General features: G+C 57.2%; 15 protein-coding genes and 1 other RNA gene. 5 read left to right on the top strand and 11 right to left on the bottom strand.

Annotated features, from left to right (window positions below):
- Positions 1–22: 22 nt before the first annotated feature.
- Positions 23–433, bottom strand: coding sequence for a 1,4-dihydroxy-2-naphthoyl-CoA hydrolase (menI, locus tag BWI95_RS15275; protein ID WP_023481652.1), 411 nt, complete (start codon positions 431–433; stop codon positions 23–25).
- Positions 433–3,486 (bottom strand): D-2-hydroxyglutarate dehydrogenase YdiJ, encoded by a 3,054-nt coding sequence (ydiJ, locus tag BWI95_RS15270; protein ID WP_076769759.1) that lies wholly within the window; start codon positions 3,484–3,486, stop codon positions 433–435. Before ydiJ ends, menI begins: the two co-directional genes overlap by 1 nt.
- Positions 3,487–3,686: 200 nt before the next feature.
- Here ydiJ and ydiK point away from each other — a divergent pair, with 200 nt between their 5' ends.
- Together ydiK and rprA are read left to right on the top strand one after the other, a co-directional pair.
- Complete coding sequence (gene ydiK, locus BWI95_RS15265) at positions 3,687–4,802, top strand: AI-2E family transporter YdiK (RefSeq protein ID WP_042718165.1); 1,116 nt, start codon at positions 3,687–3,689, stop codon at positions 4,800–4,802.
- A gap of 188 nt (positions 4,803–4,990) precedes the next feature.
- Positions 4,991–5,098, top strand: an RNA gene (gene rprA, locus BWI95_RS15260) — antisense sRNA RprA.
- Between the two features lie 64 nt (positions 5,099–5,162).
- Here the strand turns inward: rprA and BWI95_RS15255 are convergent.
- From BWI95_RS15255 to ppsA, 3 genes are all read right to left on the bottom strand, one after another.
- A complete protein-coding gene (locus BWI95_RS15255) occupies positions 5,163–7,535 on the bottom strand; it encodes a glycoside hydrolase family 3 N-terminal domain-containing protein (RefSeq protein WP_054802871.1) in 2,373 nt (790 codons plus the stop codon).
- Positions 7,532–8,941: an MFS transporter gene (locus BWI95_RS15250; RefSeq protein ID WP_076769758.1), complete on the bottom strand. Its 1,410-nt coding sequence runs from the start codon at positions 8,939–8,941 to the stop codon at positions 7,532–7,534. Before BWI95_RS15250 ends, BWI95_RS15255 begins: the two co-directional genes overlap by 4 nt.
- 216 nt (positions 8,942–9,157) lie before the next feature.
- A complete protein-coding gene (gene ppsA, locus BWI95_RS15245; RefSeq protein ID WP_076769757.1) occupies positions 9,158–11,536 on the bottom strand; it encodes a phosphoenolpyruvate synthase in 2,379 nt (792 codons plus the stop codon).
- A gap of 331 nt (positions 11,537–11,867) precedes the next feature.
- Between ppsA and ppsR the strand changes: the two genes are divergently transcribed.
- From ppsR to hemP, 3 genes are all read left to right on the top strand, one after another.
- On the top strand, positions 11,868–12,701 hold the full coding sequence (ppsR, locus tag BWI95_RS15240) for a posphoenolpyruvate synthetase regulatory kinase/phosphorylase PpsR (protein WP_042718155.1): 834 nt from the start codon (positions 11,868–11,870) through the stop codon (positions 12,699–12,701).
- Positions 12,702–12,852: 151 nt separating this feature from the next.
- Entirely contained in the window at positions 12,853–13,899 is a 1,047-nt protein-coding gene (gene aroH, locus BWI95_RS15235; RefSeq protein ID WP_076769756.1) for a 3-deoxy-7-phosphoheptulonate synthase AroH, read from the top strand.
- A gap of 100 nt (positions 13,900–13,999) precedes the next feature.
- Positions 14,000–14,221, top strand: a complete 222-nt coding sequence (gene hemP / locus BWI95_RS15230; RefSeq protein ID WP_054802874.1) for a hemin uptake protein HemP — start codon at positions 14,000–14,002, stop codon at positions 14,219–14,221.
- 1 nt (position 14,222) lies between these two features.
- Here the strand turns inward: hemP and selO are convergent, their stop codons facing one another.
- The 6 genes from selO to BWI95_RS15205 all read right to left on the bottom strand — a co-directional run bounded on the left by selO (position 14,223) and on the right by BWI95_RS15205 (position 18,600).
- On the bottom strand, positions 14,223–15,665 hold the full coding sequence (selO, locus tag BWI95_RS15225; RefSeq protein ID WP_076769755.1) for a protein adenylyltransferase SelO: 1,443 nt from the start codon (positions 15,663–15,665) through the stop codon (positions 14,223–14,225).
- 62 nt (positions 15,666–15,727) lie between these two features.
- Positions 15,728–16,441 carry an EAL domain-containing protein gene (locus BWI95_RS15220; protein ID WP_054802875.1) on the bottom strand — a complete coding sequence of 238 codons (714 nt, stop codon included), beginning with the start codon at positions 16,439–16,441 and terminating at the stop codon, positions 15,728–15,730.
- Positions 16,442–16,456: 15 nt separating this feature from the next.
- Positions 16,457–16,591: a hypothetical protein gene (locus BWI95_RS23885; protein ID WP_258185104.1), complete on the bottom strand. Its 135-nt coding sequence runs from the start codon at positions 16,589–16,591 to the stop codon at positions 16,457–16,459.
- Positions 16,592–16,756: 165 nt separating this feature from the next.
- A complete protein-coding gene (locus BWI95_RS15215) occupies positions 16,757–17,221 on the bottom strand; it encodes a C40 family peptidase (RefSeq protein WP_042715841.1) in 465 nt (154 codons plus the stop codon).
- A gap of 78 nt (positions 17,222–17,299) precedes the next feature.
- Entirely contained in the window at positions 17,300–18,049 is a 750-nt protein-coding gene (gene btuD, locus BWI95_RS15210; RefSeq protein WP_076769754.1) for a vitamin B12 ABC transporter ATP-binding protein BtuD, read from the bottom strand.
- Complete coding sequence (locus tag BWI95_RS15205; RefSeq protein WP_054802877.1) at positions 18,049–18,600, bottom strand: glutathione peroxidase; 552 nt, start codon at positions 18,598–18,600, stop codon at positions 18,049–18,051. The genes btuD and BWI95_RS15205 overlap by 1 nt, the downstream gene beginning before the upstream one ends.
- Positions 18,601–18,618: the final 18 nt, after the last annotated feature.

The following is an 18,618-nucleotide window of genomic DNA, read 5'->3' as shown; positions in this document are numbered from 1 at the left end:
GGCGGTAACCCGCCGAAATTACTCATACTACGGCGGTGGTCAGCCGCGAAGAGCAGCAGAGGCGCGCCTGCTCATCGAAGATATCGATCTGCCACACTTGATGACGGCCGCCGGTGTGCAGCGCTTTACAGACACCGCGCACCCGACCGCTGCGTACCGAGCGCAGGTGGTTGGCATTGACCTCCAGCCCGACCACCTTTTGCTCCCCTTCCGTGCAGAGATAACCCGCCACCGAGCCGAGGGTTTCGGCCAGCACCACCGACGCACCGCCGTGCAGCAGGCCAAAGGGCTGATGCGTGCGCTCATCAACAGGCATCGAGGCTTCCAGCGTATCGTCGCTGATGCGCTCAAAACGGATATCCAGCAGGCCAACCATATTGCCGTCGCCCATGGCGTTGAGCGCTTCCAGCGTAACCGCGCGTTTCCAGATCATCACACCATCTCCAGCAGGGCCTGTAACGGATGGCGCACACCGTTTCCTTCGATGCGCTTCACCTGACTGCGGCACGAATAACCCGTCGCCAGACAGCGGTTGCGCGGAAGTCGCTGCATCGCCTGATGCCACGACAACTCATAAATACCGAGTGAATTGGCGTGGTTCTTCACTTCATGGCCATAGGTGCCGGCCATCCCGCAGCAGCCGACGCTGACATTTTCCAGCTGCGCGCCGAAACGCGCGAAGATAGCCGCCCACTGCGCAGGCGCGCCGGGCAAGGCGGTCACTTCGGTACAGTGGCCGAAAAGATACCAGGGCTCGCCGCTCACGGCGCGTGGCTCAACCTTTTCCAGCACGGCGGGCAGCCACTCATGCACCAGTTGCACATGGAAATCACCGCGTTTATCCGCCAGCGCCAGCTTGTACTCATCGCGATAACAGAGCACCAGCGCCGGATCGACGCCAACCATCGGCATCCCCAGCTCCGCAACGCGGTTGAGGAAATCAGCGGTCTTCTGCGCCGTTTTCGCAAAGCGGGTAAGGAAGCCCTTGATGTGCTGCGCTTTACCGTTTGGTGAAAATGGCAGCACTACCGGGCGGTAACCTAAGCGCTCGACCAGACGGACAAAATCCGCCACCACCTGCGCGTCGTAGTAACTGGTGAAGGGATCCTGCACCACCAGCACCGTTTTCGCGCGCTGCTCTTCGCTCAGCGCTTCGAGCTGCTCCAGCGTCATATTGGCAGAGTGATGGCCGACCATCTGTCGCTGCAACGACGGCACAGAGAGCAGCGGTAAATCGACCATGCCAATATGCTTCGCCGAAAGATCCCGCACCCACGGCTGGCTCATAAAGAAGTTAAAGGTCTTTGGCGCACGCGCCATCAGCGGCGCATAGTTTTCCACCGTCGCCACCAGATGATCGCGCAGCGGGCGCAGATAGCGACCGTGATAGATTTGCAGAAAACGGGAGCGGAACTCCGGAACATCAATCTTAATTGGGCACTGGGTCGAACAAGCTTTGCAGGCCAGGCAGCCGGACATCGCCTCTTTCACCTCGTGGGAGAAGTCATACTCGCCGCGGCGCGCATGCCAGCTGTTGCGGGTGCGCTCAATCAGGGTGCGCAGCGAGGCGCGTTTTTCCGGCAGCTCTCTCTCAAGCTTCAGCGGATCGATCCCGCGGTCAGCCAGCAGACGCAGCCATTCGCGCACCAGCGTGGCGCGCCCTTTCGGTGAGTGAATGCGGTTGCCGGTGATCTTCATTGACGGGCACATCGGGCTTTTGACATCAAAGTTAAAGCACAGTCCGTTACCGTTACACTCCATCGCCCCACGCCAGGCCGTGCGTGAGGTGGTCGGGATCTGCCGATCAAACGTCCCGCGCTTAACCGCATCGACCTGCTTCATCGGCGCATCAAGCCCCTCCGGCGGGCAGATTTTCCCCGGATTCAGGCGGTTCTCAGGATCAAACGCCGCTTTGATTTTCCTGAGCTCACCATACAGCGCCTCGCCGAAGAAGGCCGGGCTGTACTCGGCGCGGAAACCTTTACCGTGCTCGCCCCACAGCAAGCCGCCATATTTCGCCGTCAGTGCAACTACCTCATCAGAGATAGTTTTCATCAGCACTTCCTGCTGCGGATCGCACATATCCAGCGCCGGGCGCACGTGCAGCACACCGGCATCGACATGACCAAACATGCCGTAACTCAGCCCGTGCCCGTCGAGCAGCGCACGAAACTCAACAATATAATCGGCCAGGTGCTCCGGCGGCACACAGGTATCTTCCGCAAATGGAATTGGCTTGGCCGCCCCTTTGGCATTGCCCAGCAGGCCGACCGCCTTTTTGCGCATCGCATAGATACGTTCAATCGCCGCCAGCTCATCGCAGCGCTGCCAGCCAATCACGCCACCTTCGCCGCTCGCCATCAGCTCATCCAGCCGCTGACAGAGCGAGGCCACCTGCGCATCGATCAACGCTTCATCATCCCCGGCAAACTCGACGATATTGAGGCCGAGCAGGGTTTTGTCCGGCACATCGGTAATCAGCTCTTTAACCGAATGCCAGACGATATCTTCCCGCGCCAGGTTGAGTACTTTCGAGTCAACGGTCTCCACTGACAGGGCGCGCGCCTCGACCATAAAGGGGGCGTTACGCAGGGCAGAGTCAAAAGAGTCATATTTGATGTTCACCAGCCGGCGCACTTTCGGAAGGCGGGTAATATCAAGCCGCGCTTCGGTAATAAAGGCCAGCGTGCCTTCCGAGCCGGTCAGCACGCGCGTCAGGTCAAACTCGGTCATCTCGTCATTAAAGACGTGGCGCAAGTCGTACCCGGTGAGAAAGCGGTTGAGTTTCGGAAAATTATCGATAATCAGCTGGCGGTTATCGCGACAGCGCTCGAGCACGGTTTTATAGATGCGCCCAATAGCGGTGCTGGCCTTGCCGAGGGTTTCGGCCAGCGCAACCGGCATCGCCTGAGTATCAAGGATATCGCCGCCCAGCAGCACCGCGCGCAGCCCGAGTACGTGATCGGAGGTTTTACCGTAGACCAGTGAACCCTGGCCGGAGGCATCGGTATTGATCATGCCGCCAAGGGTGGCGCGGTTGCTGGTAGAGAGCTCCGGCGCGAAGAAGAATCCGTACGGTTTAAGAAACTGGTTAAGCTGATCTTTGATGACGCCCGCTTCAACACGCACCCACCCCTCTTCAGGTTTAATCTCAATAATGCGGTTCATATAGCGGGACATATCAACAATGATGCCCTGGTTCAGCGCCTGGCCGTTGGTGCCGGTACCGCCGCCGCGCGGGGTAAAGACCAGCGCCTTAAAACGCGCTTCGGCGGCGAGGCGTGTGATCAGGGCAACGTCTGACGTTGAACGGGGGAAGAGAACGGCGTCGGGAAGTAGCTGGTAAATACTGTTGTCTGTCGCCATCGTTAGCCGGTCGGCATAACTGGTGGCGGTATCACCTGTAAAACCTTGCTGCTCCAGTGCTTGCAAAAAATTGAGCACCAGTTGAACGACGCCTGGTGCCTGGGAAATCTGTGGGATCATTATGCTTGACCCTGCCTGACAGTTAATGTTGTTAAAAGTTAATCGTTTGCTTTAAGCCCTCATCGTTGTATCACATTTTTTTCTTAGGTGCTCAGCAGAATTGCAGGCAGAATCAGGCGGTGCAAACCAGCGCATATCGCTTCGCATAATAATGGGTGCTTGCCTGCCGCACCGCCCCTTCAGTACTGGAAAGGTGAATAATGGATAAAGTTGATAGTCGTCACTCCAGGGATGTGCCGCAATTAATGCTGTCGGTACTGTTTTTAGCCCTGATGATCATTGCCTGCCTGTGGGTGGTGCAGCCGTTTGTGCTCGGCTTCGCCTGGGCGGGAACCGTGGTGATCGCCACCTGGCCTTTGCTGCTGCGCCTGCAGCGATTACTCTTCGGTCGCCGCTCGCTGGCGGTGCTGGCGATGATGCTGCTGCTGATCCTGCTGTTTATTATCCCGGTCGCCCTGCTGGTCAATAGTCTTGTCGACTCCAGCGGCACGGTGATCCACGCCGTGACCAGCGGCGTCTCCTCACCGCCGGATCTGGCATGGCTTAACAGCATTCCGCTGGTGGGCAGCAAGCTCTACGCCGCCTGGCACAGCCTGCTCGATATGGGCGGCAGCGCAATTATGGCGAAGCTGCGCCCCTACGTCGGGACCACAACAACATGGTTTGTCGGCCAGGCCGCGCATATTGGTCGCCTGATGCTGCACTGCGGCCTGATGCTGTTATTCAGCGCCCTGCTTTACTGGCGCGGTGAGCAGGTGGCAGAGGGTATTCGCCACTTCGCCTTCAGGCTGGCGGCTGAGCGCGGTGATGCTGCGGTGCTGCTGGCAGGCCAGGCGATCCGTGCCGTCGCGCTCGGCGTGGTGGTAACGGCGCTGGTTCAGGCGGTGCTGGGCGGTATCGGGCTGGCTGTCTCCGGCGTGCCTTACGCCACCCTCTTTACCGTGCTGATGTTAATGACCTGCCTGATCCAGATTGGTCCGCTGCTGGTGCTGGTGCCGGCGATTATCTGGCTCTACTGGAGCGGTGATTCAACGTGGGGAACAGTACTGCTGGTGTGGAGTGCGGTGGTAGCTACGCTTGATAACTTTATCCGCCCGGTGCTGATTCGCCTTGGGGCCGATCTTCCGCTGATCCTGATCCTCTCCGGCGTTATCGGCGGCCTGGTAGCCTTTGGCATGATCGGCCTGTTTATCGGCCCGGTGCTGCTGGCGGTCTCCTGGCGTCTCTTCTCCGCCTGGGTTAATGAAGTCCCGGCACCGAAGACGCCCTCAGACGACGCGCTGGCGCAAGTCGACGATTTAGACAAGCCTGCCTGATCCCATTAAGGCGGGGTAGCCCGCCTTAATAATCATTAAGCATTGCTTATCATTTTAACACTGCTGTAGCACTCACTCTGTATAATCTCCGGTATATCGCCTCTTTTGCAGCATATATTCTTTACCTGCGTTTAACTAATGAGACGAATCTGATCGACGCAAAAATTCCGCATGCCTACTATAAGAGCACGGTTATAAATCAACACCTTGATTTATAAGCATGGAAATCCCCTGAGTGAAACAACGAATTGCTGTGTGTAGTCTTTGCCCATCTCCCACGATGGGCTTTTTTTTATCCTTTTTTTATTGATACCGCTGATAAAAAAGAAACCCGCTTTGCATAGCGGGTTTCGTCTGAAATTAGCGACTTACTTCACAATTACTCATCATTCGCCATCGCTGCGGCAACACTTTTGTCTGCCCGGTTACCGTTACGGTTGCGCGCCCACGAATGTCCGCCGATGAGGCGCCTATCTGCAACTCAAACTCGCCAGGCTCGACAATGCGCTTTCCGTCCCGGCGGGTGAAGTTGAGCATATCGACCGGTAATGTGAAGGTGAGCGTCGCCGTCTCACCGGGGCGTAATGCCACGCGCTGAAACGCTTTTAACTCCTGCACCGGCCGCACCATCGAGGCGACTTTATCGCGCACATAGAGCTGCACCACGTCGCTGCCGCTGCGTTCGCCGACATTTGTTATCTTCACGCGCAGCATGATCTCGCCGTCAATATCGACCTGACTGGTCGCCAGCTCAGGCTCGGCGTAGGCAAACTGCGTCCAGCTCTGGCCATAGCCGAAGGGGTAGCGAGAGCCAAAGTGGAAGGCGAAAGGCGTCCCGCCGCTCTTCAGTTTATGGTTGTAGTAATAGGGCATGGCGCCCGCGCTTTTCGGCACGCTCACCACCAGCCTGCCCTGCGGCTCCGCACGCCCGGTGAGCACATCAGCAATCGCCCATCCACCCTCCTGCCCCGGTGCCCATGCCATCAGCAGAGCAGCGACGCGCGTTTCCAGCCCCTGCAGGTTGTACGGTCGCCCGCCGGTCATCACCACCACCAGCGGCTTGCCGGTTTCTACCAGCGCCTCAAGCAACTGCTGCTGGACGCCGGGCAGCGTCAGGCTATCGGTGTCAGAGCCCTCGCCGACCGTGCCACTCTGAAACAGGCCGGCGAGATCGCCCACGCAGGCAATCACCACCTCACTCTCTTGCGCCGCGCGCACCGCGTCAGGGATCAGGCTTATATCCTTTGAGACCGGCGACGCCTGCATCGGTTTTCCTGAGGCATCGCCCGGAAAGACCGGCGCACCCGCCATCCGTTTTTCAATGATATGGCACCCTTTGGCGTAACGAACCTGCGCCTCGCCAAGAGTCTGGCGCAGGGCGGCAAGCGGTGTGGTGACCTGCGACGTCTCCTCCAGCATATCGCTGATAATCAGATGCACCGGGAAGCTATAACCGCTCAACAAAGCCAGCGGATCGTCGGCGGTCGGGCCGATAACCGCTACCTTCGGCGCGCCGTTCAGCGGAAGCACGCCGTTATTTTCCAGTAGCGTCAACGAGCGGGTCGCCACCTCGCGCGCCACCTGCCGCGTCTCCTCCGCTTGCAGAACAATCTTCTGCTCGTCGCTATAGGGGTGTTCAAACAGGCCGAGGCGGAACTTCACCGCCAGCAATCGCGCGACAATCTCATCCACTTTCTCCATAGTGATAAGACCGCGTTCCACCGCCTGCGCCAGATGGCGCGCGCAGTCATCTTTTGGCAACTCGACATCAAGCCCGGCGTTAAAGGCCAGCGCCGCCGATTCGTCGGCATCGTGGGTGACGCCGTGATGCTGGTGCAGCAGGCTGACGCCGCCATAATCGGCAACAATAATCCCCTCAAAGCCCCACTGTTCGCGCAGCACGGTGGTGAGCAGGAAATGATCGCTGTGGCCCGGTTGGTTATCGATATCGTGATAGGCGGGCATCACCGATCCGGCATTGGCGCACTTCACCGCCATCTCAAACGGCAGCAGGAAGGTGTCGTTAAGCTCGCAAAAACCGAGATGCACCGGCGCGTGGTTGCGCGCCCCTTCACTGAAGGAGTGGCCGACATAGTGCTTGAGCGTCGCCAGCATATCGCCCTGCTCGCCCTGCAAACCTTCGACGTAGGCGCAGGCCATCACGCCGACCAGCCATGGATCTTCGCCAAAAGTCTCCTCCGTACGCCCCCAGCGCACATCACGCGAGACATCCAGCACCGGCGCCAGCCCCTGTTTACAGCCGGTCGAGCGCGCTTCATCGCCAATTTGCTGCGCAGCGCGTTTAATCAGCGCCGGATCCCACGTCGAGCCGTAGTTGAGGGAGGAGGGAAACAGCGTGGCGTCTTTACACAGCAGCCCCACCAGGCACTCTTCATGGAACAGCGCCGGGATGCCAAGGCGCGTCTCCTCCATCAGCGTTTTTTGCAGCCGGTTGGCGGCGCGTACACCCTGTTTCGCCTCGACAATATGGGTACCCAGCGGGCGAGTGATTTGCCCGACGCCGAGTTTCAGCCGCTCCGCCAGTGCGTCCTGCGCGCTTACACCGGCAAATTCATCGCTTAAATCAGTCCGCTCGCGGTGGTCGCCCTGCTCTGAGAGCACCAGCCACAGCCCATGCATCTGGGCGAACTTCTCCTCTGGCGTCATGCGGGCAAGAAGGTCGGCCACGCGCTCGGCGACGGGGCGGTTTGCATCTTTGTAAATTGCGGTCATCGGGTCACTCCTGTGTTGCTGAGATCCGGGGTGGTTTGCGCGTCGGCGGCTTCATTACTGCCACCGCGTTTTTGCAGAAGCTCTTGTGCAATGCTGTCGGCGACGCTGCTGTTGAGTTTGTAACGGGTCAGCAGCAGCACCATGCAGATAAATAACAGGCAGGGAATCAGGGTAAACAGCGCATTGATGGTAGTGAGCACGGTCGCACTCTGCTGGGCCTGGTTAGGAATATAGTCAACCGCACCGAGCACCCAGCCCACCACGGCGCCGCCGAGGGCCAGACCAAACTTAATGGCGAAGAGCGCGGTGGAGAAGACCAGCCCGTCGAGGCGGCGTCCGCTGCGGTGCTCTTCATAATCCACCACGTCGGAGAACATCGTCCATTGCAGCGGGGTGGTCAGGTTCTGAATAAAGCTGAAGACAATATTGAGGGTGAAAATAAGCCACACCTGCGATGGCGGAATGATAAAGATCAGCGCGGCAAAGATAACGAAAGTAATAATCGTCCACTGGTAAGCGCGCACGCGATCGAATTTACCGAGTAGACGCGCCGATAATAGTGCGCCAGTGAGTGAAGCGAGCATGCCGGAGACAATAAAGGTGAAGACCATTTCCGGGCGCAGTAACACATATTTGACGTAATACATGGTGGCTGAACCGCGGGTCACGACGGCGGTCAACAGCAAAATATTAAACAGGAAAACAATGCGCCACTGGCTATTTGCCGCAAGCAGTTTGAGATCGCCTATCATCGAGCCGGAGGTGTCATTACGCGGCGTAAAGCGCTCGCGGGTCATAAAGAAACAGCTAAAGAAGAGCACAATCCCCAATACGCCCATCATGCTCATGGCGTAGAAGTAGCCCTTCTGCACATTACCATCGCCGAGGTGCGCCACCAGCGGCAGGGCAATAACGGTGACAATCAGCCCGCCGATAAACGACAGGCCAAAGCGCCAGGATTGCAGCGAGTGGCGCTCGTGCGGATCCATGGTCAGCGCGCCGGGCATGGCGCAGTAAGGCACGTTAATCGCGGAGTAGATAAAGCTGAGGATGGCGTAAGTGACGCAGGCGTAAATAATTTTCGCCGTGGCGCCCGCCTCCGGTACATAAAAGGTGATGATGCAGCTGACACCGAAGGGAATGGCAAACCAGAGCAGCCACGGGCGAAAACGGCCATGGCGGGTTTGCGTGCGATCCACCAGCGCGCCGATACAGGGATCGACAAACGCATCAATAACGCGAACGACTAAAAACATAGTGCCCATAATGGCGGCGGGTAAACCAAAAACATCGGTATAAAAATAGGCGAGAAATAGCGTTGCCGTTTGCCACACCAGGGCGCTTGCCATATCGCCGAGGCCATAGCCTATTTTGTCTTTCGTACGCAGGACAGAGGAAATTGTCATTGTTATTAGCCTTGTGAGGTGAAAAATTATTTCATCCTGGTGCGTTATTTCTTATCGCACCGCTCACTACAGGCTCAAGTATTAGAAGAAGGCAGCATCGGAACAATTGCAATAATTGCCAGGCTTTTTACGTTTTTTAGTTATTGTGATCGGCCACATATTCGCGGCTGAAATAAAAAAATCCCCGACATTGTGCCGGGGATTTTGTTTTCGCCGTTATTTTTTCAGTTCGGCGAGACTAAGCCAGGTTTGCACCACCGTATCCGGATTGAGCGACAAACTGTCGATGCCCTCATCCATTAACCACGCGGCAAAATCCTCATGGTCGGACGGCCCCTGGCCGCAGATGCCGACATATTTGCCCTGCTTTTTCGCCGCGCGAATGGCCATCGACAGCAGCGCTTTCACTGCATCGTTACGCTCGTCAAACAGCTCCGACACTACGCCGGAGTCACGATCGAGGCCGAGTGCCAGCTGGGTCATGTCGTTTGAGCCGATGGAGAAGCCGTCAAAGTGCTCGAGGAACTGCTCCGCCAGCAGCGCGTTCGACGGAATTTCGCACATCATAATGATCTTCAGCCCGTTCTCGCCGCGTTTCAGCCCCTGGCGTGCCAGCTCGTCCACCACCGCTTTCGCCTGGTCAACGGTGCGCACAAACGGGATCATAATCTCAACGTTGGTCAGCCCCATCTCGTTGCGCACGCGTTTTACCGCTTCACACTCCAGCGCAAAGCAGTCGCGGAAGCTATCTGCCACATAACGGCCCGCGCCACGGAAGCCGAGCATCGGGTTTTCCTCTTCCGGCTCGTAGCGCTCGCCGCCCACCAGGTTAGCGTATTCGTTAGATTTGAAATCGGAGAGGCGCACGATAACGCGCTTCGGCCAGAAGGCTGCGCCGAGCGTCGCGATCCCTTCCGTCAGGCGACCGATATAGAACTCAACCGGCGAATCGAAACCCTTCATCATTTCGCGGATTTCGTTTTGCAGCTTCGGCTCCTGGTCGTCAAACTCCAGCAGCGCGCGCGGGTGCACGCCGATCATACGGTTGATAATAAACTCGAGACGCGCCAGCCCGACGCCTTCGTTTGGCAGACAGGCGAAGTCAAAGGCGCGATCCGGGTTGCCGACGTTCATCATAATCTTCAGCGGCAGATTCGGCATGGTGTCAACGCTTGAGCTTTTCACGCTGAAATCGAGCAGTTCGGCATAAACATAGCCGGTGTCGCCTTCGGCACAGGAGACCGTCACTTTTTCGCCGGTTTTGATGCGATCGGTGGCATCGCCGCATCCGACCACCGCCGGAATACCCAGCTCACGGGCGATAATCGCCGCATGGCAGGTGCGCCCGCCGCGGTTGGTGACAATCGCCGCCGCCTTTTTCATGATCGGCTCCCAGTCCGGGTCGGTCATGTCGGTGACCAGCACGTCGCCAGGCTCAATCAGGTTCATCTCGCTGATATCGTGGATCACTTTCACCGTGCCCGCGCCGATGCGGTGGCCGATAGCGCGCCCTTCGGCGATGATCTTGCCCTGCGCATGCAGGGTGTAGCGCTCCATCACCTGGCCGCGCGAGCGCACGGTTTCCGGACGCGCCTGCACGATAAAGAGCTTGCCGGTGTGACCATCTTTCGCCCACTCGATATCCATCGGCCGGCCGTAATGTTTTTCAATCTGCACCGCCTGTTTCGCCAGCGCCTGCACTTCCTCGTCGGTTAAGGAGAAGCGATCGCGCTCGGCCTGCGGCACATCTTCAATCTGCACCTGCTTGCCATGCTCCTGATTCGGCGCGTAGACCATGCGGATTTTTTTCGAGCCCATGGTGCGGCGCACAATCGCCGGGCGATCGTTGGCGAGCGTCGGCTTATGCACGTAGAACTCATCCGGGTTGACCGCGCCCTGCACCACCATTTCACCCAGCCCAAACGCAGAGGTGATAAATACTACCTGGTCGAAACCGGATTCGGTATCAATGGAGAACATCACGCCCGAGGAGGCGAGATCGGAGCGCACCATGCGCTGCACGCCAGCCGAGAGCGCCACGCCACGGTGGTCGTAACCCTGATGCACGCGATAGGAGATGGCGCGATCGTTAAAGAGGGAAGCGAAGACATGCTTAATCGCCACCAGCACGGCGTCGTAGCCCTGCACGTTAAGGAAGGTTTCTTGCTGACCGGCAAAGGAGGCGTCCGGCATATCTTCTGCGGTGGCGGAGGAGCGCACGGCAAACGAGGCCTCTGCGTCATCGGCGGAGAGTTGGGCGTACGCTTCATGTACCGCCTGTTCCAGCGCGGGCGGGAACGGGGTATCCACAATCCACTGTCGGATCTGCGTCCCGGCTTTCGCCAGTTCGGAGACGTCGTCGATGTCGGTTTTATCAAGCAGTTCATAAATACGCTGATTTAAACCGCTCTGTTCGAGGAACTGATTAAACGCGTCGGCGGTGGTCGCAAATCCATTCGGTACGGAGACGCCCATACCGGAAAGATTAGTAATCATTTCACCCAGGGAGGCATTTTTGCCTCCAACTCTGTCTACATCATTCATGCCGAGTTGGTCATACCAAAGCACCAGCGGTGACGAGCCATTGTTGGACATCGAGACAATCCTTTTGTGATATATGAAGGGGTACATAACGTCTTACAGCGTTTTTTATCCTGGCATAATAAATTGCGTTGAAAAAACGGTGAATCGTGTAAGCAATTAGCCTTAGCGGTTTTTCGGACAGATACCCATCAATAAATGGTGACCAGGTTAATTCTCAACACCCAAGGGTTTGCGGCATTCCACAGTGCTAAAAAATGATCCCTCGAGTTCATCAAAAATAAAAACGCCATTTCATTTTAAAATGAGATAAAGGTTATACGCAGTGGCAGGCTTTTTAATTTAAGCTTTCAGATAATTGCGCATCACACTCAGGATGGGATTAATGGACAACGCAGTCGATCGTCACGTGTTTTATATTTCCGATGGAACCGCTATCACCGCTGAAGTATTAGGCCATGCGGTGATGTCGCAATTTCCGGTTGCCGTCAGCAGCATCACCCTGCCCTTCGTGGAAACCGAGAGCCGTGCCCGTGCGGTCAAGGAGCAGATAGATGCGCTCTATCAGCAGACCGGCAATCGCCCGCTGGTCTTCTACTCGATTGTGTTGCCGGAAATCCGCGCCATTATTTTGCAATGCGAAGGGTTCTGTCAGGATATCGTGCAGGCGCTGGTGGCGCCGCTGCAGCAGGAATTAAAACTTGATCCGACGCCGATTGCCCATCGTACCCATGGCCTGACGCCGGGAAATTTGACCAAGTATGACGCGCGTATCGCCGCCATTGATTACACGCTGGCGCACGATGATGGTATTTCGTTGCGCAACCTCGACCAGGCGCAGGTGATTTTGCTCGGCGTCTCCCGCTGCGGTAAAACACCCACCAGCCTCTATCTGGCGATGCAGTTTGGTATTCGCGCCGCGAACTACCCCTTTATTGCGGATGATATGGATAACCTCGGCCTGCCTGCCGCGCTCAAGCCGTTACAGCATAAACTTTTTGGTCTGACCATTAATCCTGAGCGCCTAGCCGCCATCCGCGAAGAGCGCCGCGAAAACAGCCGCTACGCGTCGTTACGCCAGTGCCGTATGGAGGTGGCCGAAGTGGAAGCGCTTTACCGCCGTCATCAAATCCCCTGCCTTAACAGCACCAACTACTCCGTTGAGGAGATCGCCACCAAGATGCTCGATATGATGGGATTAAGCCGTCGCATGTACTAATAAGCTAGTACATGAATGCATTCTGCGCTATCATGCTTGCCACTGATGTGTTGCGCCCCGTAGCAGGCTTGTTTTCAGCCGCGATTGGTTTATGGTGAGCGCATCACTTCCGGCACTTTTGCCGCTGAAGCCCCTAATTTCGAGATCGTTAATGAACAAAACAGATGAACTTCGCACCGCGCGTATTGATAGCCTGGTGACGCCTGCGGCGCTGGCACAGCGCTACCCTGTCAGCCCGGAGGTCGCCGCCCATGTGACGGCCTCGCGGCGGCGTATCGAAAAAATCCTTAATGGTGAAGATCGCCGCCTGCTGGTGGTTATCGGCCCCTGCTCTATTCACGATCTGGATGCGGCGATGGAGTATGCCCGCCGCCTGCAAGCTCTGCGCACGCAGCACGAGGCGCAGTTAGAGATTGTGATGCGCACCTATTTTGAAAAACCGCGCACGGTGGTCGGCTGGAAGGGGTTGATCTCCGATCCCGATTTGAATGGCAGCTATCGCGTGAATCACGGTATCGAACTGGCGCGCAGGCTGCTTTTGCAGGTCAACGAACTGGGTGTGCCGACCGCCACCGAGTTCCTTGATATGGTGACCGGCCAGTTTATCGCCGATCTGATTAGCTGGGGTGCCATCGGCGCGCGCACCACCGAAAGCCAGATCCACCGAGAAATGGCCTCAGCGCTCTCCTGCCCGGTGGGCTTTAAAAACGGCACCGATGGCAATACCCGCATCGCCGTGGATGCAATCCGCGCCTCCCGCGCCAGCCATATGTTCCTGTCACCGGACAAAGATGGTCAGATGACCGTTTACCAGACCAGCGGGAACCCGTGGGGCCATATCATTATGCGCGGCGGCAAGCAGCCAAACTTTTACCCGCAGGATATCGCCAACGCCTGCGACACGCTGCGCGAGTTTGATCTGCCGGAGCAACTGGTGGTCGATTTCAGCCACGGCAACTGTCAGAAACAGCATCGCCGCCAGCTTGAGGTGTGTGATGAGATCTGTGCGCAAATTCGCAACGGTTCAACGGCCATTGCCGGTGTGATGGCAGAAAGTTTCCTCAAAGAGGGAACGCAAAAAATTGTTGCCGGGCAGCCGCTCATCTATGGTCAGTCGATCACCGACCCGTGCCTTGGCTGGGATGACAGCGTGCTGCTGCTGGAGAAACTGGCCGCCGCCGTCGCCACGCGCGGCTAACCCGCGACTCTGCGATGCTGGCAGATGTTACCTACAGATTTTAGGGGGATCGGCGCGATCTCCCTGAAACGCACTTGCCTCATTGCGCGGTTTATCGATAATGATTCTCATTGTTGATTTACCGTTAAGCGCGACTTTGTCTATGGATAGCTCCGCCACGCCCACCAGCCCGCACGAAAAACCGGATCAGATTCATGCCGACGATCGGCATATCACCAGCCAGGCGCTGCTCGGCGAACAGCGCCGTATTGTGATTGAGCATAACGGGCAGCGCTATTTGCTGCGCGAAACCCATGCCGGCAAGCTGATCCTCACCAAATGAACTAGCTCGAGCAGCTTACCTCCAGCCGTTTGCCCCAGTCCGGCGGACGGCGGGCATAATCATCGCTGCGATCGCTAAAGGGCTGGCGCAGGATCTCATGCAGCCTTTCAAGCTCTGCCATGTCGCCCTGCTCCGCCGCATCGATGGCGCGCTGCGCCAGCCAGTTGCGCAACACCACCGCCGGGTTAACGCTCTGCATCTGCTGCTGCCGTTGCGCATCGTCAATCCCTTCCTGCTGTAGACGCTGGCGATAGGTGGCGAACCAGTTATCAAACGCGCCGCGATCGATAAACTCATCGCGCAGCGGCGAGTCCGCACTCTGCTGCTCAGTGTGGCTTAGCATGCGGAAGGTGCGCGTATAGTCGCTTCCTTCCCGCGCCATCAGCGCAAACAGCGCGTTGAGGATCTCATTATCCCCCTCTTGCGACACAAACAGGCCGAGCTTGCTGCGCATCAGGCTGCCATACTCGGTCAGCAGCTCTGTCTGATACTCATCCAGCGCCGCATTTAAGGCATCGACAGCAATAAACGGCGACAGGGTCTGTGCCAGGCGTTGCAGATTCCACTGCGCCACCACCGGCTGATTTTCAAAACTGTAGCGCCCCTGGTAGTCAGAGTGGTTACAGATAAAGGCCGGGTTGTAGTCGTCGAGAAAACCATAAGGACCGTAGTCCATCGTCAAACCGAGGATCGACATATTGTCAGTGTTCATCACGCCGTGGGCAAAACCGACCGCCTGCCAGCGGGCAATCATCACGGCGGTACGCCGTACCACATCGCGGAACCAGGCGACGTAGCGGTCAGGCTCCTCCTGCAGGTGCGGCCAGTGATGACGAATGACAAAATCGGCCAGCTCGCGCACTTTTTCAGGCTGACGACGATAGTAGAAGTGTTCGAAATGGCCGAAACGGACATGGCTTTCCGCGATACGCATCAGCATCGCCCCCTGCTCGCGGGTCTCGCGCATCACCGGTGTGTCGCTGGTGACAATGCTTAACGCACGGGTGGTGGGAATGCCGAGATAGTGCATCGCTTCTGAGGCAAGACTTTCGCGAATGGTAGAACGCAGCACCGCGCGGCCATCGCCCATGCGCGAGTAAGGTGTAAGCCCGGCCCCTTTCAGGTGCCAGTCGCGGGTGGAACCATCCGCCATTTGCTGTTCACCGAGCAGAATGCCGCGCCCGTCGCCCAGTTGCCCGGCCCAGACACCGAACTGATGCCCGCTATAGACCTGCGCCAGCGGCGACATGCCGGGCAGCAACGTTTCGCCGCCCCAGATGCCAGCGCCGGATTCAGGGTGAAAAAGCGCCTCGGGCACGCCGAGGGTTTCTGCCAGCGGGGCGTTGCGCCAGATAAGGCGCGCATTGCTTAGCGGAGTGGGTGTTAACGCAGTGTAGTAATCTGGCAGTTCATCACGCCAGCGAGTGGTAAAAGTCAGGGTCATAGATCCTCCAGCCTTTTAGTGTAGTGCCTAATGCGGTGTTTAAACACCGGGCAACACAAGGGCTATGGATGGACCAGTGACGTCAGCTGCGCAGGGCTAACCGCAGGCCAGAGTGCGCCTTGCATGGCGCTGAACTGAAACGCCCTTGCGCGCTTATACGATGGCTCATCATCAATGCCGGCAATCATCACCGCATCGCAATAAGGTTCAACCTGCGAAATGATGGCGCGCATAAAGGGTTCGAAGGCAAGCGTAGATAAACGTTGGTGAATAAAGTTTTTATCCAGCATGACCCGTTTAAACAGCCCATCAAATACCGCTTTGGTCGACGCAGTACCCACGCCGAAATTCCACAGCACCAGCGGATATTGTTTCGCCAGTAGAGACAGAATTTTGTTCTCTTTTCCGCTATTAAGATCTGGATAATTCTCATTGATAGCCAATTCGAGGCACGGGAATTTTCTCACCTGTGCCGCCAGCGTGTCATCTGTCAGTAATAGCTCACTTATTTCCGGCGAAATATTAATCCAGGCGGTAAGGTGATGCTGAATTAAAAAAAGCTGGCAGGCTTCAATGAGGTCAAGTTGCTCAGTAAACAGCGTCACTTTTTCAGCGGTCGTCAGGCGTGGCAAGACCAGCTCTGTCGGGGCGCGGACGGTGCTGTCCTTTCCAACAAAGTTAACGATAATTTCGACGCCCTGAAGCACTCCGTTACCGTCTCTTGCCGGCAGTAATAAAAGCTCAGAGCGATAGCTGTAATCGAGAGAAACTATCATTTTGCCAGCCCCGCATTATGGGTTAAATCCGGCGTTAACAAACCTGTCTGACGATATTCCATATTTACTGATTTTAATGAGATTGGCTTCATTTTTTTCCCGTTCTATTTTTTTACCCTCCCCTCCGTTGTTATTCGTTTGCTCACGCATTCTCCTGCCCCTGGCGGTGAGTCGCGAACAATCATAATTAATTTAAAAAAAGCGAATTAGTGGAAACGTCCTGGTTTATATGAAAATGTTCCGCTGCCACAAACAAAAAAGGGAGGCCTGCATTACGCGCGCTCCCTTTTTTTTGCACCGTCTGTCGATGTCACGTCAGATACGCCGCGCCTGCCAGAAATTTTTGCGCCAGTAGACATTATCCAGCGAAGAGCGCATCACGCCCCGGCTGGTTGAAGCATGAATAAAGGCGTTATCGGTGTCGTAGATGCCGACATGCAGCCCGCTCTCGCCAGAGCCGGTTTTGAAAAACACCAGATCGCCTGGCAGCAGATCCTCTTTGTCGATTTCGGTACCGAGCTTCGCCTGTTGGCGCGTTTCACGTGGCAACTGCAGCGCGAATTTGTCGCGGAACGTCATCATCACAAAGCCCGAGCAATCAACGCCTGAACGCGCCATGCCGCCATAGCGATAGGGCGTGCCGCGCCATTCGCTCAGCTGATCGTTCAGATTGGCGATCACCGTAATCGAGTCCGACAGCCGTGGGTTCGGCGGGGGGGCGCGATGAGAACTACATCCTGCAAGGAAAAGCGCTGCCGCCAGTAAAAACCAGATACGCATTCTGCAATACGCCTCGTTATCTCTTTTTATCGGATTAATCTACAGTGGGAGCGCGAGTTGTGGCAAGTCACCATTGCGTCACACGGTCGGGATCAGCATTCGGTGGCCTTCCACCTCAACCTGCTGGAAAGCCATGCCGTAGGCGTCAGCCAGATGCGCAGGTGTCATCACCTCCGCTTTGGCGCCGCTCACCAGCAACTCTCCCTCACGCAATAGCCAGACCTGGTGGGCCTGACGCAGCGTATGATTCAGATCGTGGCTGCTCATCACCACCGTAATGCCAGCGCTGACCAGCTCGCCAATCACCCCATCCAGTGCCGCCTGTTGCGCCACATCAAGGCTGTTCATCGGCTCATCCAGCAGCAACAGCTGCCCGCGATCGTTGCCCTGCGGGTGGATCTGCAAAATCACCGCCGCCAGCCGCACCCGCTGCCATTCGCCGCCGGAGAGCTGGTTGGTTGCCCGCGCCAGCTTATCCTGCAGGCCAAGCTGACCGGCAATGTGGGTCAGCAGAACGTGCTGGCTATTATCAGGCTGATGCAGCGACAGGTAGTGCCACACAGGCATGGCAAACGGCGCACTCTGCTGTTGCGCCAGGTAGGCGCGATGCCTGGCCAGCCTCGTCGCCGACCACTGCTCAAGCGGTTGGCCGCCAAAGGTGATTTTACCCGGCCCGCCGGAAAGCCCGGCGATACGTGCGAGCAATGTGCTCTTCCCTGCCCCATTCGGCCCGACAAGATGCACGATCTGCCCGGGAGGCAGCGACACGCTCACCAGCGCCAGCCGGCCCGGCTCAGCAACCTCTTGAAGCTGCATCAGCATCGGCATTACTTCGAGACGGCCTGCTTAATGGCGTTGACCAGCAGCGGATCGTCCGGCGTCATATCGGGTGAAAAACGCTGAATGACCTGGCCGTCGCGGCCAATCAGGAACTTTTCGAAGTTCCATAAGATATCGCCCGGTGCCTGCGGTGCGCGCCCTTTGCTTACCATGCGCTCATAAAATTCGCTGTCTGCCGGTGCGAGCGCCGTTGGTGCGGCAGCAATCAATTTTTCATAAAGAGGATGGCGCGCGTTGCCATTGACGTCGATCTTGCTGAACAGCGGAAAGGTGACGCCATAGGTGGTGCTACAGAAGGTTTTGATCTCCTCTTCCGAGCCCGGCTCCTGCCCGAGGAACTGGTTGCACGGGAAGCCCAGCACGCTAAAGCCTTCCCCCTCCCACGCCTTCTGCAGGTTTTCCAGCTGCTCGTACTGCGGCGTCAGGCCACATTTTGACGCGACGTTAACCACTAAAAGCACCTTGCCGCGCCAGGCGCTGAGCGAGCGCTTTTCGCCATCAATGGTGGTGACTTCGGTATCCAGAATATTCTGTTGCATAACATCCCCTTAATGAAT

The organism is Kosakonia cowanii JCM 10956 = DSM 18146, assembly GCF_001975225.1.
GTDB classification, from domain to species: domain Bacteria; phylum Pseudomonadota; class Gammaproteobacteria; order Enterobacterales; family Enterobacteriaceae; genus Kosakonia; species Kosakonia cowanii.
This window is presented reverse-complemented; position numbering and strand designations above follow the sequence as displayed.

Bases quoted from the DNA above. Each gene is read 5' to 3' on its own strand.
- BWI95_RS23885 (WP_258185104.1), bottom strand. From the start codon at position 16,591: ATGCGTGAGCAAACGAATAACAACGGAGGGGAGGGTAAAAAAATAGAA.
- btuD (WP_076769754.1), bottom strand. From the start codon at position 18,049: ATGCCGATGCTGATGCAGCTTCAAGAGGTTGCTGAGCCGGGCCGGCTG.
- ppsR (WP_042718155.1), top strand. From the start codon at position 11,868: ATGGACAACGCAGTCGATCGTCACGTGTTTTATATTTCCGATGGAACC.
- ppsA (WP_076769757.1), bottom strand. From the start codon at position 11,536: ATGTCCAACAATGGCTCGTCACCGCTGGTGCTTTGGTATGACCAACTC.
- menI (WP_023481652.1), bottom strand. From the start codon at position 433: ATGATCTGGAAACGCGCGGTTACGCTGGAAGCGCTCAACGCCATGGGC.
- ydiJ (WP_076769759.1), bottom strand. From the start codon at position 3,486: ATGATCCCACAGATTTCCCAGGCACCAGGCGTCGTTCAACTGGTGCTC.
- selO (WP_076769755.1), bottom strand. From the start codon at position 15,665: ATGACCCTGACTTTTACCACTCGCTGGCGTGATGAACTGCCAGATTAC.
- aroH (WP_076769756.1), top strand. From the start codon at position 12,853: ATGAACAAAACAGATGAACTTCGCACCGCGCGTATTGATAGCCTGGTG.
- BWI95_RS15255 (WP_054802871.1), bottom strand. From the start codon at position 7,535: ATGACCGCAATTTACAAAGATGCAAACCGCCCCGTCGCCGAGCGCGTG.
- BWI95_RS15205 (WP_054802877.1), bottom strand. From the start codon at position 18,600: ATGCAACAGAATATTCTGGATACCGAAGTCACCACCATTGATGGCGAA.
- BWI95_RS15250 (WP_076769758.1), bottom strand. From the start codon at position 8,941: ATGACAATTTCCTCTGTCCTGCGTACGAAAGACAAAATAGGCTATGGC.
- ydiK (WP_042718165.1), top strand. From the start codon at position 3,687: ATGGATAAAGTTGATAGTCGTCACTCCAGGGATGTGCCGCAATTAATG.
- BWI95_RS15220 (WP_054802875.1), bottom strand. From the start codon at position 16,441: ATGATAGTTTCTCTCGATTACAGCTATCGCTCTGAGCTTTTATTACTG.
- BWI95_RS15215 (WP_042715841.1), bottom strand. From the start codon at position 17,221: ATGCGTATCTGGTTTTTACTGGCGGCAGCGCTTTTCCTTGCAGGATGT.
- hemP (WP_054802874.1), top strand. From the start codon at position 14,000: ATGATTCTCATTGTTGATTTACCGTTAAGCGCGACTTTGTCTATGGAT.